The sequence below is a fragment of the Microbacterium sp. NPDC090281 genome (assembly GCF_044769635.1).
GTDB lineage: Bacteria > Actinomycetota > Actinomycetes > Actinomycetales > Microbacteriaceae > Microbacterium.
This window is the reverse complement of sequence record NZ_JBIVYH010000001.1, coordinates 727,724-741,749: the sequence shown is the minus strand read 5'-3', so window position 1 is coordinate 741,749 and position 14,026 is coordinate 727,724. Positions and strand designations below refer to the sequence as shown.

13 protein-coding genes are annotated in these 14,026 nt (G+C 68.1%); 5 read left to right on the top strand and 8 right to left on the bottom strand.

The window, feature by feature from the left end; all coding sequences use genetic code 11:
* Nucleotides 1-44: 44 nt before the first annotated feature.
* The 3 genes from ACIQTX_RS03535 to ACIQTX_RS03525 form a co-directional block, all read right to left on the bottom strand.
* Nucleotides 45-1,559: an NCS2 family permease gene (locus ACIQTX_RS03535; RefSeq protein ID WP_402968945.1), complete on the bottom strand. Its 1,515-nt coding sequence runs from the start codon at nt 1,557-1,559 to the stop codon at nt 45-47.
* A 24-nt stretch (nt 1,560-1,583) separates the two neighbouring features.
* On the bottom strand, nt 1,584-2,096 hold the full coding sequence (locus tag ACIQTX_RS03530) for a nucleoside deaminase (RefSeq protein ID WP_402968942.1): 513 nt from the start codon (nt 2,094-2,096) through the stop codon (nt 1,584-1,586).
* 225 nt (nt 2,097-2,321) lie between these two features.
* Entirely contained in the window at nt 2,322-3,296 is a 975-nt protein-coding gene (locus ACIQTX_RS03525) for a GlxA family transcriptional regulator (RefSeq protein ID WP_402968939.1), read from the bottom strand.
* A gap of 85 nt (nt 3,297-3,381) precedes the next feature.
* Here ACIQTX_RS03525 and ACIQTX_RS03520 point away from each other — a divergent pair, with 85 nt between their 5' ends.
* Nucleotides 3,382-3,543, top strand: coding sequence for a hypothetical protein (locus ACIQTX_RS03520; RefSeq protein ID WP_402968936.1), 162 nt, complete (start codon nt 3,382-3,384; stop codon nt 3,541-3,543).
* Between the two features lie 37 nt (nt 3,544-3,580).
* Nucleotides 3,581-4,126: a hypothetical protein gene (locus ACIQTX_RS03515; protein WP_402968933.1), complete on the top strand. Its 546-nt coding sequence runs from the start codon at nt 3,581-3,583 to the stop codon at nt 4,124-4,126.
* Between the two features lie 62 nt (nt 4,127-4,188).
* Here ACIQTX_RS03515 and ACIQTX_RS03510 read toward each other — a convergent pair whose 3' ends face one another.
* Both ACIQTX_RS03510 and ACIQTX_RS03505 read right to left on the bottom strand, forming a co-directional pair.
* Entirely contained in the window at nt 4,189-5,484 is a 1,296-nt protein-coding gene (locus tag ACIQTX_RS03510; protein WP_402968930.1) for a glycosyltransferase, read from the bottom strand.
* A 13-nt stretch (nt 5,485-5,497) separates the two neighbouring features.
* On the bottom strand, nt 5,498-6,730 hold the full coding sequence (locus ACIQTX_RS03505) for a glycosyltransferase (RefSeq protein ID WP_105528360.1): 1,233 nt from the start codon (nt 6,728-6,730) through the stop codon (nt 5,498-5,500).
* Between the two features lie 124 nt (nt 6,731-6,854).
* Here ACIQTX_RS03505 and ACIQTX_RS03500 point away from each other — a divergent pair, with 124 nt between their 5' ends.
* The 3 genes from ACIQTX_RS03500 to ACIQTX_RS03490 all read left to right on the top strand — a co-directional run bounded on the left by ACIQTX_RS03500 (nt 6,855) and on the right by ACIQTX_RS03490 (nt 8,659).
* Nucleotides 6,855-7,442 carry a hypothetical protein gene (locus ACIQTX_RS03500; protein ID WP_402968927.1) on the top strand — a complete coding sequence of 196 codons (588 nt, stop codon included), beginning with the start codon at nt 6,855-6,857 and terminating at the stop codon, nt 7,440-7,442.
* 87 nt (nt 7,443-7,529) lie between these two features.
* Nucleotides 7,530-7,973, top strand: coding sequence for a MarR family winged helix-turn-helix transcriptional regulator (locus ACIQTX_RS03495; protein ID WP_402968924.1), 444 nt, complete (start codon nt 7,530-7,532; stop codon nt 7,971-7,973).
* Nucleotides 7,970-8,659, top strand: a complete 690-nt coding sequence (locus ACIQTX_RS03490; protein ID WP_402968921.1) for a hypothetical protein — start codon at nt 7,970-7,972, stop codon at nt 8,657-8,659. Before ACIQTX_RS03495 ends, ACIQTX_RS03490 begins: the two co-directional genes overlap by 4 nt.
* Before the next feature lie 32 nt (nt 8,660-8,691).
* Here ACIQTX_RS03490 and ACIQTX_RS03485 read toward each other — a convergent pair whose 3' ends face one another.
* From ACIQTX_RS03485 to ACIQTX_RS03475, 3 genes are all read right to left on the bottom strand, one after another.
* A complete protein-coding gene (locus ACIQTX_RS03485; RefSeq protein ID WP_402968918.1) occupies nt 8,692-9,102 on the bottom strand; it encodes an MmcQ/YjbR family DNA-binding protein in 411 nt (136 codons plus the stop codon).
* 127 nt (nt 9,103-9,229) lie between these two features.
* Nucleotides 9,230-12,250: an alpha-mannosidase gene (locus ACIQTX_RS03480; RefSeq protein ID WP_402968915.1), complete on the bottom strand. Its 3,021-nt coding sequence runs from the start codon at nt 12,248-12,250 to the stop codon at nt 9,230-9,232.
* A 109-nt stretch (nt 12,251-12,359) separates the two neighbouring features.
* Nucleotides 12,360-13,871, bottom strand: a complete 1,512-nt coding sequence (locus ACIQTX_RS03475; protein WP_402968912.1) for a family 20 glycosylhydrolase — start codon at nt 13,869-13,871, stop codon at nt 12,360-12,362.
* Nucleotides 13,872-14,026 lie beyond the last annotated feature (155 nt).

Genomic DNA, 14,026 nt, shown 5'->3' with positions numbered 1-14,026 from the left:
GCGTGATGGGTGGTGCCGTGGTGGGCGTTTCTCTGCCTCCGGGATCACCCGGCGAGCAGAACCTCGATCGGCCCGCGGACGAAGTAGAGCATGAAGCCGACGGCGACGATCCACATCAGCCAGTGCACCTTGCGGGCACGGCCCGAGAGGGCGTTCACCAGGGTCCAGGCGATGAAGCCCACACCGATGCCGTTGGCGATCGAGTAGGTGAGCGGCATCGTGACGATCGTGAGGAACGCAGGCAGGGCGACCGCGAAGTTCGTGAACTTGATCTCCTTGATCTGCCCCATCATCATCGCTCCCACGATCACGAGCGCGGCGGACCCGACCTCGATCGGCACCACGAGCGTGAGCGGCGTGAAGAACATCGACAGCAGGAACAGGACGCCGACGACGACGGACGACAGGCCGGTGCGGGCACCCTCTCCGATCCCGGATGCGCTGTCGACGTAGACGGTGTTCGACGACGTCGAGGTCATGCCGCCGGCGACGGCACCGAACCCCTCGACCACAAAGGCGGAGCGCAGTCGCGGGAACGTGCCGTCCTTGTAGGCGAGCCCGGCGTTCTTGGCGAGGCCGGTCATCGTGCCCATCGCGTCGAAGAAGTTCGAGAAGACCAGCGTGAACACCAGCATCGTGGCGGCCAGGGCGCCGATGCGGCCGAACGAGCCGAAGAGGTCGAACTGACCGATCAGACCGAAGTCGGGGATCGTCACGAAGGAAGCGGGGATCTCGGGGATGGTCATGTGCCAGCCGTTCGGATCCTCGAAGCTCGGGCCGAGCTTGAGGAACGACTGCGCCACGATCGCGACGACGGTCGCCGCGACGATGCCGATCAGGATTCCACCCGGCACCTTGCGTGCGACCAGCACCCCGATCACGAGCAGTCCGAACAGGAAGATCAGTGTCGGCACCGAGGTGATCGAGCCGCCGTCGCCGAGTTGCACGGGCGGGCCGCCGGGGGTGCGGTTGACGAAGCCGGAGTCGACGAATCCGATGAACGCGATGAAGAGTCCGATCCCGACGGTGATGGCCGCCTTGAGCGCCTGCGGCACCGCGTTGAAGATCGCGGTCCGGATGCCGGTGGCGCCGAAGAGCACGATGAGCACGCCGTTGATGACCACCAGCCCCATCGCCTCCGGCCAGGTGACCTGGCCGACGACGGAGACGGCGAGGAACGAGTTGATCCCGAGCCCCGCGGCGAGGGCGAACGGCAAGCGGGCGACGAGGCCGAACATGATCGTCATGACGCCGGCGGTGAGGCCTGTGGCTGCGCCGATCTGCGCGCCGTCGAGGGCGTTGCCGGCGACATCGTCGACGCCGCCCAGGATCAGCGGGTTGAGGATCACGATGTACGCCATGGTCACGAACGTGACGATGCCGCCGCGGATCTCGCGCCCGACGGTGGATCCGCGCTGCGTGATCTCGAAGAAGCGGTCGAACGCGTTCTTTGGCTCGGCGTCGACGGTGGTCGTCGCGCCGGTTTTCAGCGGCGGATGAACCGCCGGTCGTTCTGCTCCACCTTCGGATTCCTCGGGCGGCGACACATATGAAGACATCTTCGGCTCCAGTCGTTCGGTCGGTCAGTAGTCGACGCGAGTGGCCGTAGTGCTCCACTCGGTGAAGGGGGCGATGCGCTGCGTCGGCGGCAGCACCTCCTGGGCGACCGGCATGATCGCGCGGTCCTCCGCGTCACCCTCGAAGTAGCGATAGAACACCGCGTCATCGAAGCCGGCGTCCGCGGCATCGTCGCGGTCGGCGGCGAAGTAGACGCGATCGATCCGGGCCCACAGCGACGTCGCGAGACACATCGGGCACGGTTCGCAGCTGCTGTAGAGCACGGCGCCGCGGAGGTCGAAGGTTCCGAGGCCCTGACACGCGTTCCGGATGGCGGTGACCTCGGCGTGAGCCGAGGGGTCGAGATCCGCGGTCACCCGGTTCACCCCCTCGAAGACCTGGCCGTCTGCGGTGACGACGATGGCTCCGAACGGCCCTCCGGCGTTGCGCACGTTGTCGGTCGCGAGGGCGACCGCACGGGCGAGATACTCGGCGGGAGTCGGCTGCGGCCCGTTTCCGGGCACGGCGATACGGTTCATGACGAAAAGCTTCCTTGCTGTCGTCGCAGTGATACGGCTTATCGGGTCAGACCCGGATCGGGCCGTTCCACGAGATATACGTCGAACCGCTAGGTGTGCTTTGTCCGCCCGAAGGCCCCTGTTGAGGCCCGAGCTGGGACCGACTGTAACACCCGGAATTGCACACGTCCACCCTTGATGGAAGACGGATTCCGCAATGCGATAGGAGGCGAGCGGGATTCCGGCTCAGGCCGCCGGCACCGCCGACTCCTCCGCGCAGGAGAACCGCGCGCGGTAGGCCGTCGGCGTGATGCCGAGCACTCTGGCGAAGTTCTGCCGGAGCACGGCCGCCGAACCGAAACCGCACTCATCGGCGATGTGCTCGAGCGGGAGGTCGGTGCGCTCGAGCATGCGCTGCGCATGGATGATGCGCTGACGCGCGAGCCAGGATGCGGGCGTCGCGCCGTATTCGGCCTTGAAGCGGCGGGCGAAGGTGCGCGGCGACATCAGCGCCCTGGCTGCGAGCTGATCGACACCGAGATCGTCGCGCAGATGCTCGACCGCCCAGTCGGCGACCGCGGCGAGCGAGTCGGTGGGCACCACGGGGATCGGGCGGTCGATGAACTGCGCCTGGCCACCGTCGCGCTGCGGAGGAACGACCATCCGGCGGGCGATGCGGTTGGTGAGCTCGGCGCCGACCTCCTGCCGGAGCAGGTGCAGGCACGCGTCGATCCCGGCGGCCGTGCCCGCGCTCGTGATGATCTTGCCGTCCTGCACGAACAGCACGTCGGGGTCGATGTCGATCTGCGGGTACATCGAGGCCATGACGTGCGAGTACATCCAATGCGTGGTCGCCCGACGGCCGTCGAGGACGCCTGCGGCGGCAAGGATGAACGATCCGCTGCAGACGCTCATGACCCAGGCGTTGCGGGCGACCGCTTGCCTTGCGAGGTCGAGCAGGAGCGGATCGATGTCGCCCCAGCTCTCGCGAGGAAGGGGGCAGAACACCACCAGGTCGGCTTCATACGCGAAAGCCAGGTCGTTCTCGACGTTGACGGAGAAGCCCATCTTCGACTTCACGACCCCCGCACGGGGTGCCACGATGCGGAAGTCGAAGTTCGGCACACCGTCGTCCGACCGGTCGAGACCGAAGGCCTCGCAGGCGACGCCGAACTCGAAGGGTGCGAACCCGTCCTGGATGACACAGGCGACCGTCTTCATGCATGCTCCTGATTGGCAGTTTTCATACGTTCATAGTCTATTCTGCCACTCGTGGCGGTTCGACATCGAACGTAGCGTTTCTGCCATGATACTCCTCATCGCACTCATCCTCCTGGCCGCGTGGGCGATGGTCGCCACCGTCATCGAACTGCGCCGCGACGGCTACCGCCGCACCCCGACCGACTGGAACCGCGTCGCCGGTCGCGACATCGGCCAGCAGGCCGAGTCCGGGCACATCTACCACTGATCCCCGCGACACAGCGGCCGGGGCTACGCTCGTCGTCATGAGCGAGCCTCAGCAGCCTCCCCACCCGCCATCCGCGCAGCAGCCCCCTGCATCGCCGCCCGCTCCCCCCGCGGTGCATCTGCCCGCAGTCCCGCAGTACCCGGCTGCCCCTCAGTACCCGGCCACCCCGCAGTACCAGGCCACCCAGCAGTACCAGGCCACCCAGCAGTACCAGCCCGTACCGCAGTACTCGGCCACCCAGCATCACCAGGTCGCACCGCAGGATCCGACCCGCACCGGCAATCCGCTCGGGGTCGCGGCGCTCGTGATCGCGGCGGCCACTCTCGCGGTCAACCTGCTCAGCTCCGTCGCTCGACCGTTCGTGTACGGCGGCGATGGAGGGTTCAATTTCATGCTCGCCGTCGACAACGGGATCGGCATCCTCAGCTTCTTCACCTACGTCGTCGCGATGGTGCTGGCGCTGATCGCGGTGCGCCGTTCCACGTCGCGGCTGCTCACCGGAATAGCCATCGGAGTCGCCGGAACCGGCATCATCGGACTCGCGTCCACCGCCCTCACGATCGGCCTGTACCAGTACCTCTGAAGAACCAGTACTTCTGAAGAACCAGTACCTCTGAAGAACCAGTACCTCTGAAGACGCGAGCGTCAGCGTTCGGCCAGCACCCGCTCATAGACCTCGACCATCGCCGCCGTGCGCGACGACTGCCGGAACGCCTCGGCGACCTCCGGAAGCGGGGTCGGAGCCGTGCCTCCTGCGATGTCGGATGCGGCCTGCCGCAGCGTCTCGGCAAGCGCGGCGGTGCGTCGCGCTTCGAGCTCACGGCCGGATGCCACAGCACCGACCTCCGGAGAATCCGCCTCCGGCACGGCCCAGAGTCCACCGCCGAGCTCTGTCGCGATGTCGGGGTCGCAGATCACAGACGGCGTCCCGAGGGTGGCCGCCTCGAACGGAGTCATCCCCTGCGTCTCGAACCCGATCGATGTCTGCACGAGCGCATCGGCCGCGGCGATCCGGGCCAGCGTCTGCGGGTAGGTCAGGCGCCCGGCGAAACGCACGCCGTCGTGCCCGCGGACGATCTTCTCGGCGGCCGAACGCTGTGCGCCACCGCCGATGATCTCCAACTCGGCGTCGACGCCCGAAGCGATGAACGCCTCGAGGAAGGGCAGCAGCCGCTTCTCGGGACTCATCCGCCCGAGCCAGACGAAGCGCGGGCGCCCGGGCTCGCGCTGCATCGGCCGCGCTGCGAGAGTCTGCGCACGCAGGTCGTCGTCGATCCCGTTCCAGATGACGTCGACGTGCGCGAACACGTCGTGCTGCTCGAGGCGCCGGGCGAAATGCGTCGACGGAGCGGTGACAGCGGATGCTCCGATGGCGAGGCCACGTAGGAACGCCCAGCCGTCGCTACCCCGCACCGGGCCTGCACCGCTGCTCGTGGCTACACCGCTGCTCGTGGCTACACCGCTGCTCGTGGCTACACCGCGCATCGCGATGCCCCGCCAGGTGTTCAGCGCCGCGAGCACTGGTCGATGCAGCGGTGTCACGGCGGCGATTCCGACGTCGACGCGGTTGTGCATCGTGTGCACGACCGGGATGCCGTGGCGCTCGGCATAGCGATGTCCGATGAAGGCACCCCAGAAGTCGGCCTGCACATGAACCAGGTCGACGGGCGGGCGACGGGTCATGGCCTTGTCGAGGAAGCGGTCACTCGCGCGGCCGGGCCAGCTCATCGAGTACTCGCGGTCGACCGTGATGGGCATCGATGGAAGGTCGATGTACGCCCCACCGTGGGTGCCGGACGAGTCGCGCGACCCGTGCATCTTCGGGGCGACGACCGTCACCGTGTGCCCTGCGCGTTCGAGGAACTCCCGCTGGAGCCGCATCGACACCTGCGCTCCTCCGAGGGAGTCGAGGTGCTGATCGCCGAAGAAGACGATGTGCATGTCCGGCTGCTCGCTACTCGGGCAGCTGCTCGTCGCGGTACAGCGCCTCGAAGGTGTCGAGGGTGCGGTTGATGTCGTGGATCGCGACACCGTCGAGCGAGGCCTGCTGCATCCGCTCGTATTCCGCGGGTTCCGCGGTGAGCACATCGGTCAGGCGCGCAGCGAGCTCGTCGACGTTGCCCGGCTCGAACAGGTAGCCGTTCTCACCGTCGTGCACGAGGTGCGGGAGGGCGACGGCATCAGCGGCGACGATCGGCAGGGCCGAGGCCATCGCCTCCATGGTCGCGATGGACTGCAGCTCTGCGATCGAGGCGATCACGAACAGGCTCGCGCGCGACAGCAGGGCGCGCAGCTCCTCGTCGCTCGTGCGACCGTGGAATGTGACCCGATCGGCGAGCCCGAGCTGCACCGTGAGGTTCTCGAGCTGCTTGCGCTGGTCGCCACCGCCGACGATGTCGAACGTGGTCTCCAGCGCAGGGTCGAGCTTCGTCATCGCCTTGAGGATGACCTCGACCTGCTTCTCGGCGGTGAGACGGCCGACGAAGATGATGCGGTTCTTCTCGCGCGGGGCGATCACGGGGGCGTACTGCGTGCGATCGATGCCGCAGCTGACGGGGATGACCCCCTTCACCTCGACGGTCTTCTCGAGGAAGTCGGCCGCCCGACGGGTCGGCGTGGTGATCGCGCGCGTCAGGTCGAAGGTCTTCTTGGCATCGGCCCACGCGAACTTCAGGATGAGATCGTCGATGAACTTCGGCATGGTGGTGTGGTCGAGGATGTTCTCGGCCATGACGTGATTGGTCGCGATGACCGGGATGCCGCGTTCGTGGGCGATCCGCGCCAGTCCGCGGCCGATCAGGATGTGGGACTGGATGTGCACGACATCCGGCTGCACCTGGTCGATGACCTTGCGGGCATAGGGCTTCGAACGCCACGGCCAGATGAATCGCAGCCAGTCATGCGGGGGCCAACGCACCGACGGCAGGCGGTGCAGCGTCATCGGCTCGCCCTCGATGACCTCGGTGTGCGGCTGAGCGCGACGGTAGGCCTGGTTGGGTGCGACGACGTGCACCTCGTGCCCGCGCTGCACGAGGCCTGCGGCGAGGCGCTCGGCGAAACGGGCGGCGCCGTTGATGTCGGGGGCGAACGTGTCGCAGCCGATCACGATCTTCAACGGGCGAGGGGCGGATTCGGCGGCGGGGCCGCTCGACGGATCGATCGGATCGTCGGAGGAGGTCACAGACATGCTGCCTTACGATGTGGCGGCCAAGGAGAGCCCTGGTCGGGCGCTGGCCACTCTACCGGAGGGCCCTGATCACACGGCCGAGGCGTACCGGGCATCGCTCAGGCGCAGCCGTTACCGTGGAGCCATGCGACTGACTGCCGACGCCGATCCCCAGCTGTGGATTCCCGTGACGGACTCGCTCGGGTGGAAGGGCCGCCGGCATCGCAAGGTGGCCATCCGGATGCTGCTGGGCCAGGTGAACGCAGCGGTGGGCGCGACAGAGCGGCCGGGGTCGAAGTTCGGCGCGTGGGCGATGAGCCAGGCGGCGCCGATGCTGATGAAACGGGCGGACGGTCGCGTGCTGGTGTGGACCTGGAAGGCCGAGCCGGAGCTGGTCGTGGCGATGGCGACCGCGCAGGTCTTGACACCGGACGTGCGCATCGCACGGGCCTCGATGCCGATGGACTACGACGACACCGAGTCGTTCCCCACCCGCCTCGGCGTGGGCGAGAAGCTGCTGGTGCCGATGCCGCCGTCTCCGGCCTCGCCGCCGTTCGCGACGTACACCTGGGACACCGGCACGCATCTGGTGACCCTGACCGCCGTGTGCAGTGACAAAGAGCGGTTCGGCACGCTGATCGGCGCCCTCGACGACCTGGCACGCGGTCTCCGCATCGCCGACGACCTCACCGGCGGGGAAGCCCCCGACGTGCTGCGGCTCGATCCGGCCTGATCGCCCTCTCCCCGCCACCGGGTCAGGACCCTACTGGTCCTGTGGCAATTTAGTGAATATAGGTAACTATGTAGTAGCCTCATAATCATGAACCCGTTGCTCCTCGACCGCCTCCTCCAGATCGGCGACCTCTTCCAGCAGGACATGGCGCGCGCGTTCGACGGCACCGGGCTCACCACGGCACGCGTGCACCTGCTGTGGGTCCTGCAGCACGCAGGGCCATCGACTCAGCAGACGCTCGCCCACCTGTGCGCCGTCACTCCGCGAAACATCACTGGCCTCGTCGATGCCCTCGAAGCATCCGGTCACGTGCGCCGCACACCCCACCCTTCCGACCGACGGGCTGTCCTCGTCGAGTTGACCCCCTCCGCAACAGCGACGATGGCGCGGATGCAGAAAGAGCACTCCGAACTCAACGCGACCCTCATCGAAGCCGTCGCTCCGGAAGATCGTGCCGCGGTCGACAGGGGCATCAGCGCGATCGCAGCGCACCTCGAGGCGCTCGTCGAGCAGGCGAAAGGTTCGCGATGACCACGGAGCCGGCCACGAGCCGGCCGACGTCGCCCTCACCGCCGACGCCATCGCGCGCAGCCCGCATCCTCAGCATCCTCCGCCGAGCCCTGCACGCCGAGGTCCGCGTCTACTCGAGCATCGGCCGCGCGATCGCCCGCCGCCCCGCCGTTCCGGCCGGAGGAACCGGCATCGGCTACCACCGCCCCATCCTGACGGTCCTCATCGTCTTCATCGTGCTGTCAGCCGTCGAGATCCCCATCCTCGACCTGATCGTGCACCCCTGGCCTGCTGTTCGCATCCCGCTCCTGATCCTCGGGATCTGGGGGCTGACATGGATGGTGGGACTGCTCTGCGCGATGCTCCTCAGACCTCATGCAGTAGCCCCAGATGGTATCCACGTGCGGAGCGGGCTGGAGATCGACGCCTTCATCCCCTGGGAGCAGATCGCGTCCATCGCGATCTCGAGACGGATCGACCAGCCCAAGCAACCCCGGGTCACAGCCTCCGACGAGGGGGTGGAGTACGCCGAGAGGATGCAGGACGAGACGAACATCGACATCGAGTTGGAGCAGCCCGTCCTCATCCGCCTGCCCGGAATCGCGCCCCGTGGTGGTGAGCACCAGGTCACGCGCATCCGGCTCTGGGCCGACGAGCCCCGGGCTCTTCTCGACGCAGCCCGGCCCTTCCTGAGCGCGGCAGGCTGAACTCTCGACGGCCCGGCGGATCGACGCGGCGCTCACTCCAGCCCGCGCTCCCCCAGCCACTGCTTCGCCACCGTGGCGGGCGCCCGCACCAGCCAGGCGTCCGTGATGATCTCGACGAGCCGCTCGCGATCGACGACATCCAGACGCACCAGCAACCCCGGGTAGCCGTCGAAGTGCGGGATCGAGAACAGCGCCTCGGGCTCGGCCGCCAGCAGCGCCTCCTTCTCGCCGAGGTCGGCGACGCGCACCGCGAGCACGGTGCCCTCCGGCCACTCCCGTCCGAGTTCGGCGAGCTGGCGCAGGTCCGTCGCGCTCGGACCCCGGAGCCACGCGAACTGGCCGCTCTTCAGTCGCCAGGCCGCCGCCCCGGTGTGGCCGCTGACCGCCTCCACCGCGCCGGGGAAGGCGAGGGCGATCCCACGCACGTCATCGATGCTCACCATCCCGCAATCGTCCACCCGCTGTCGTCCTGCCACAACAGGCCCGCGTATGCGTCCTGACACGAGAGATCAGGCACACACGAGAGATCAGGCACTTACGCGCGCCTTGGCCTGATCCCGCACCTCCGACTCAGCGCACGACGCGGAGCGTGCGCACCTCGAACGGCCGCAGCTCAAGCGCACCGCCGGTCCGCGCCTCGTCGATGTCGTCTTCGATCAGACTCACCTCGCGCACCTCGCGGTGCTCGAAGCCGACCGACAACTCACCGACCGCACGTCGCCCGAGCGCCTCGTACACGCGCACGATCACGTCGCCGGAGCCGTCGTCGGCGAGCTTGACCGCCGACACCACGATGCCATCGCCCTGCACCGACACCAGCGGTTCGACCTCGCGCCCACCGTGCACGACGGTCGGAAGGGTGTTGATCCGGATGCCCTCGGCCGTGGCGATCGCGGCGTCCGCTCCGATCACGAAGCCGACCTCGATCTCGTGGTGGCCGTGATCGGTGTCCGGGTCGGGGAACCGCGGCGCCCGCAGCAGCGAGAGCCGCACGGTCGTCGCGACCGCGTCGTCCGACACCTCGCGCGAGGTGTCGTAGCCGTAGATCGAGTCGTTCACGAGAGCTACGCCGAAGTCCTGCTCGCGCACCAGCACGAAGCGGTGCATCGAGGTCTCGAACTTCGCCGCCTCCCAGCTGGTGTTCGTGTGCGTCACCCTCGACTGATAGCCGAACTGCGTCTCGGCGTCGGTGTGCGCGGCCTGGATGTCGAGCGGGAAGGCGAGCTTGAGCAGCTTCTCGGTCTCGTGCCAGTCGACCTCGTTGCGCAGCAGCACGGTCCGGGAATCCGGTGCGAGGACGATCGTCTGCGAGATGGTCGACTCCGAGAACGGACGCACGACCGCGATCTTCGCGACACCGCCGACCAGGGACGCCTCGATGGATGAGACCGCGGTGAGGTCCTCGACGCTGTTGCGGTAGTACCGATCGATGTCCCACGCATCCCACATGTTCGGGAAGTCCTGGTGCAGCTGGAACAGGTTCGCGGCCTTGCCCGCAGCCACAGCCTCGCGCCCGGTGGCCTTGTCGACGGCCGAGACGATCAGGCCCTCGGCGGAGACCAGCACCGAGACGAGCTCGTTCTCCAGCCGCCAGCCGCCGGCCTCCTCCGTGAGCGAGACCGCAGCGGCGGTGGGCTCGGGGACGAACGCCGCTCCGAGGGCACGACCGCCCTCCCCGACGCGACCGACCGAGGTCGGCTCGAACCGCAGCTCGCGGTCGCCTTCTCCGGCCAGCGAGCGACGGGCAGCCACCGAGATGTCCTCCGCGTCCGACAGCACATCGGTCAGCACGGAGACGGCCTCGCGGTGCACCCAGGCGATCGAGGTGCCCGGCAGGATGTCGTGGAACTCGTGCAGCAGCACGGCCTGCCAGAGCCTGTCGAACTCGGCCTGCGGGTAGGCGGCACCGGTGCGCACGGCATCGGTGGCGGCCCACAGCTCGGCCTCGATCAGTGCGTGCTCGGCCCAGCGGTGCAGCGCCTTGGTGGCGTGCTGACTGGTGAGCGTGCCGCGGTGCAGCTCGAGGTACAGCTCGCCGACCCAGACCGCCGGGTGCGGCAGCTCGGCCTTCGCGGCGTCGAAGAAGACATCGGGATGCTCCCACACGACCTGCGCGCTGCCCTCGAGGTCGCGCAGGCGCTCGGCCTTGCCCGTCATCTCACGGGTCGTGCCGCCACCGCCGTCACCCCAGCCGACCGGAGCGATCGACCGCGAGCTGAGCCGGTTCTCCTTGAACTGGCGAGAGGCCTTCGCGACCTCCATGCCGCTCAGCTGCGAGTTGTAGGTGTCCATCGACGGGAAGTGCGTGAACACCTGCGAGCCGTCGATGCCCTCCCAGAGGAAGGAGTGGTGCGGGAAGACGTTCTGCTGGTTCCAGGAGATCTTCTGCGTGAAGAACCACTCGAACCCGGCGCGGCGCATCAGCTGCGGCAGGGCAGGCGAGTACCCGAAGCTGTCCGGCAGCCACACGCCCTTCGAGCGGATGCCGAACTCGCGCTCGAAGAACCGCTGCCCGTGCGAGAACTGCCGCACGAGCGACTCACCCGTCGGCATCACGGTGTCGGACTCGACCCACATGCCACCCAGCGGCAGGAAGCGCCCGGCGGCGACCGCGGCCTTGACCCGCTCCCACACCTCGGGGCGGTGCTCCTTGATCCAGGCGTACTGCTGCGCGCTGGACATGCCGTATTGGAACTCGGGCTGCTCGTCGATGAGCGTCGTCATCGACGAGGTGGTGCGCGCGACCTTGCGGATCGTCTCGCGCACGGGCCACAGCCATGCCGAGTCGATGTGCGCGTGGCCGACGGCCGAGATGCGGTGTGCGCTGGCCTCGGCGGGAGCGGCCAGCACGTCTGCGAGGCGAGCACGGGCGTCCGGAGCCGTCGCCACGATGCGCTGCAGATCGAGCACGTCGAGGGCGTCGTCCATCGCCTGCAGGATGCGCATGCGGCGCGGCGACGTCGCCGGCAGCTCGGCCTGCAGCTCGAACAGCACCTCGAGGTCGAGCGACAGGTCGAAGACCTCCTGCTCGAACACGGCCAGGTCCATCCGGCGGGCACGGTAGAGCCGCTCCTTCGAGGAGGTGAGGATGTCGCCCTCCTGCGTCGGCAGGAAGGGGTGGTAGTCGAGCAGCACCGGGTTCGAGGCTGCTTCGAGGTACAGCTCGACGGGTTCGTCACCCGCGGCGGTTTCGGTGATGGGCACCCACTGGTTGCGCGGGTTGATGCTCTTCACCGGGATCGGGTCGGCATCCGCACCGCCCTTGCGATAGGCCAGAGCCTCGCACTGGAAGCCCGTCATGTTCACGTCGAAGCCGAGGTCGATGAGGGCCTCGACCCGGCGCCCCACCCACTCCGCCGGCACGCGTCCGGTGAGCTTGAACCAGGTGGTGCCCCACGCCGGGCCCCAGGGTGCGCCGACGGTCCCGGCTTCGTAGTCGAGCGCAAGCCCTTCCGCAGGAGCGATCGGCTCGCCGGGCAGCTCGTGGATCTCGACGTCCAGCGGCACGGAGGCCGAGTGGATCGCCGGGCGGATGCGCTCCTCGAGCACGCGCTTGACGCGGCCGACGGTGAGCGAGGTGTCGTCATGCATTGGTGGGTCTCCGGGCTCGAAGGTGGGTGGTGGCGGTCGTGATGATGATGATGGCGGTGCTGGTTATGGCGGTCGTGATGATGATGGCTCTGCAGCGACGGGCTCGACGCTACCCGGCCGATCGAGACGCTGCGGTCGCAACACCGATCGCCGCGTCGATCGTGCAGAAGTCGTCGTGCGAGAGCGAACTCCCTCCGTTCCAGGCACGCTCGGCCATGGCGCGAAGCGGTCGGCGAATGCCGTCTGCGACCTCGACCGGTGTCTGCGCTGCGGCATCGTCGGACCAGACCGAGAACGACGCTCCGAGGAGCCGCACCGGATAGGGCGGCACGATTTCCTGCCGTAAACCGCCCGGAAGCGAGGGGAACAGCCCGGGGTGCCAGTCGGCCTCCCAGATGCGCTCACTCGTCGGATACACGTAGCCCGCCTTCTCGCCGAGAACGTAGTAGAACAGCGCATCGTGGAAGTTGACGAGCGGATTCCCCGCTTCGATGGCAGCAGCGAGCGGCCGCATCTGCGCATGCCAGTTCGTCCACCACGTGAGCACGATGTCCTGATCGAGGACGACCGCTTCGCTGCGGAGCATCCCGTCGTTCCAGACCCGAGGGGCGAGCCCCTTCGCGCGGAGGTGCGCTGCGATCTCGTTCACGAAACCCGTCAGCAGGTCGAAGCCCGTGCCGGACGGCCCGTACCGCTCTCGTGCCACCTCTGCGAGCACGGGGTACTCGTCGATGCGGGCGAAGTCGACGAACTCGTCTCCGCCGAGGTGCCAGTTCGTGCTGCGCGGGAACACGGCCGCGACATCGTCGATCAGCGCCAGCGCGAACTCGCAGGCCTCGGCACTGGTGATGTCGAGCGCGTGGTCGGTGGATGGTCCGCCCTCTGCCGGCAGCCGATACGCCGGGTGCGCGGAGAGCGCGTGGCGGAGGTGTCCCGGCATGTCGAGCGAGGGCACGAGGTCGATGTGCAGATCGGCGGCTGCATCCGCCACGGCCACCGCCTCCGCGCGGGTGACGTGCTCGGAGGAGACGATCTCAGGGAAAGCTGTCGACCCGATCCGGAACCCCTCGTCGTCGGAGACGTGCCATTGGAATGTCGTGATCCCGACGTCGGCGAGCGCGTGCAGCAGTTCGAGGATCCACGAGGCAGGAAAGTAGCGGCGGGCGGCGTCGAGGTGGAAGCCCCGTTCCGCCACCGTGGGGCCCGATGACACCCGGCCCTTCGGCACGCGGCCCTGCGCGCGCAGGTTGTGCAGCAGCTGTCGCGTCGCCCGGAACACTCCGGCGGCACTGCCCGCCCGCACATCGATGTCGGTGTCGACGTCGATCTCGAATGACTCCCTGTCGTCGTCACGGTCGCGGTCGCTGTCGCCGCGCCGCAGCCGAACGACTGCGGCCCCGCCGCTCGAGATGCCGAGGGCTGCGAGCTCACCCGACAGCCGTTCCGCCTCGCGCGCGTATTCGGGCTCCTCGGCGATGACCTGCACAGATGACGGGCGCCAGACGCCGGCCCCGAGCGCGAGGGTCGTCGGCAGCGGGATCGCCAGCCATCGGGCGATCTCCTCGCCGCTGACCGGATGCAGGCGAGTGCCCACCTCGGTGAGCGACGTGTCGTCATGCATGGGTGGGTCTCCGGCTCGACAGTGAGTGCTGGTTCAGGGTCTGCAGGTGGTGCGCTGCGACGATGCTATCTGTTGTACTAAAGCGATCTAGTGGAAGAGTCTAGAGCACGCTTGCACATCTTTTCCCGAGGCTAAACCGATCAAGTAGGGTGAGT

Excerpts from the sequence above, each read along its gene's own strand:
- ACIQTX_RS03510 (WP_402968930.1), bottom strand. The coding sequence starts at position 5,484 with ATGCACATCGTCTTCTTCGGCGATCAGCACCTCGACTCCCTCGGAGGA.
- ACIQTX_RS03525 (WP_402968939.1), bottom strand. The coding sequence starts at position 3,296 with ATGAAGACGGTCGCCTGTGTCATCCAGGACGGGTTCGCACCCTTCGAG.
- ACIQTX_RS03485 (WP_402968918.1), bottom strand. The coding sequence starts at position 9,102 with ATGGTGAGCATCGATGACGTGCGTGGGATCGCCCTCGCCTTCCCCGGC.
- ACIQTX_RS03520 (WP_402968936.1), top strand. The coding sequence starts at position 3,382 with ATGATACTCCTCATCGCACTCATCCTCCTGGCCGCGTGGGCGATGGTC.
- ACIQTX_RS03535 (WP_402968945.1), bottom strand. The coding sequence starts at position 1,559 with ATGTCTTCATATGTGTCGCCGCCCGAGGAATCCGAAGGTGGAGCAGAA.
- ACIQTX_RS03530 (WP_402968942.1), bottom strand. The coding sequence starts at position 2,096 with ATGAACCGTATCGCCGTGCCCGGAAACGGGCCGCAGCCGACTCCCGCC.
- ACIQTX_RS03490 (WP_402968921.1), top strand. The coding sequence starts at position 7,970 with ATGACCACGGAGCCGGCCACGAGCCGGCCGACGTCGCCCTCACCGCCG.
- ACIQTX_RS03515 (WP_402968933.1), top strand. The coding sequence starts at position 3,581 with ATGAGCGAGCCTCAGCAGCCTCCCCACCCGCCATCCGCGCAGCAGCCC.
- ACIQTX_RS03505 (WP_105528360.1), bottom strand. The coding sequence starts at position 6,730 with ATGTCTGTGACCTCCTCCGACGATCCGATCGATCCGTCGAGCGGCCCC.
- ACIQTX_RS03475 (WP_402968912.1), bottom strand. The coding sequence starts at position 13,871 with ATGCATGACGACACGTCGCTCACCGAGGTGGGCACTCGCCTGCATCCG.
- ACIQTX_RS03480 (WP_402968915.1), bottom strand. The coding sequence starts at position 12,250 with ATGCATGACGACACCTCGCTCACCGTCGGCCGCGTCAAGCGCGTGCTC.
- ACIQTX_RS03500 (WP_402968927.1), top strand. The coding sequence starts at position 6,855 with ATGCGACTGACTGCCGACGCCGATCCCCAGCTGTGGATTCCCGTGACG.
- ACIQTX_RS03495 (WP_402968924.1), top strand. The coding sequence starts at position 7,530 with ATGAACCCGTTGCTCCTCGACCGCCTCCTCCAGATCGGCGACCTCTTC.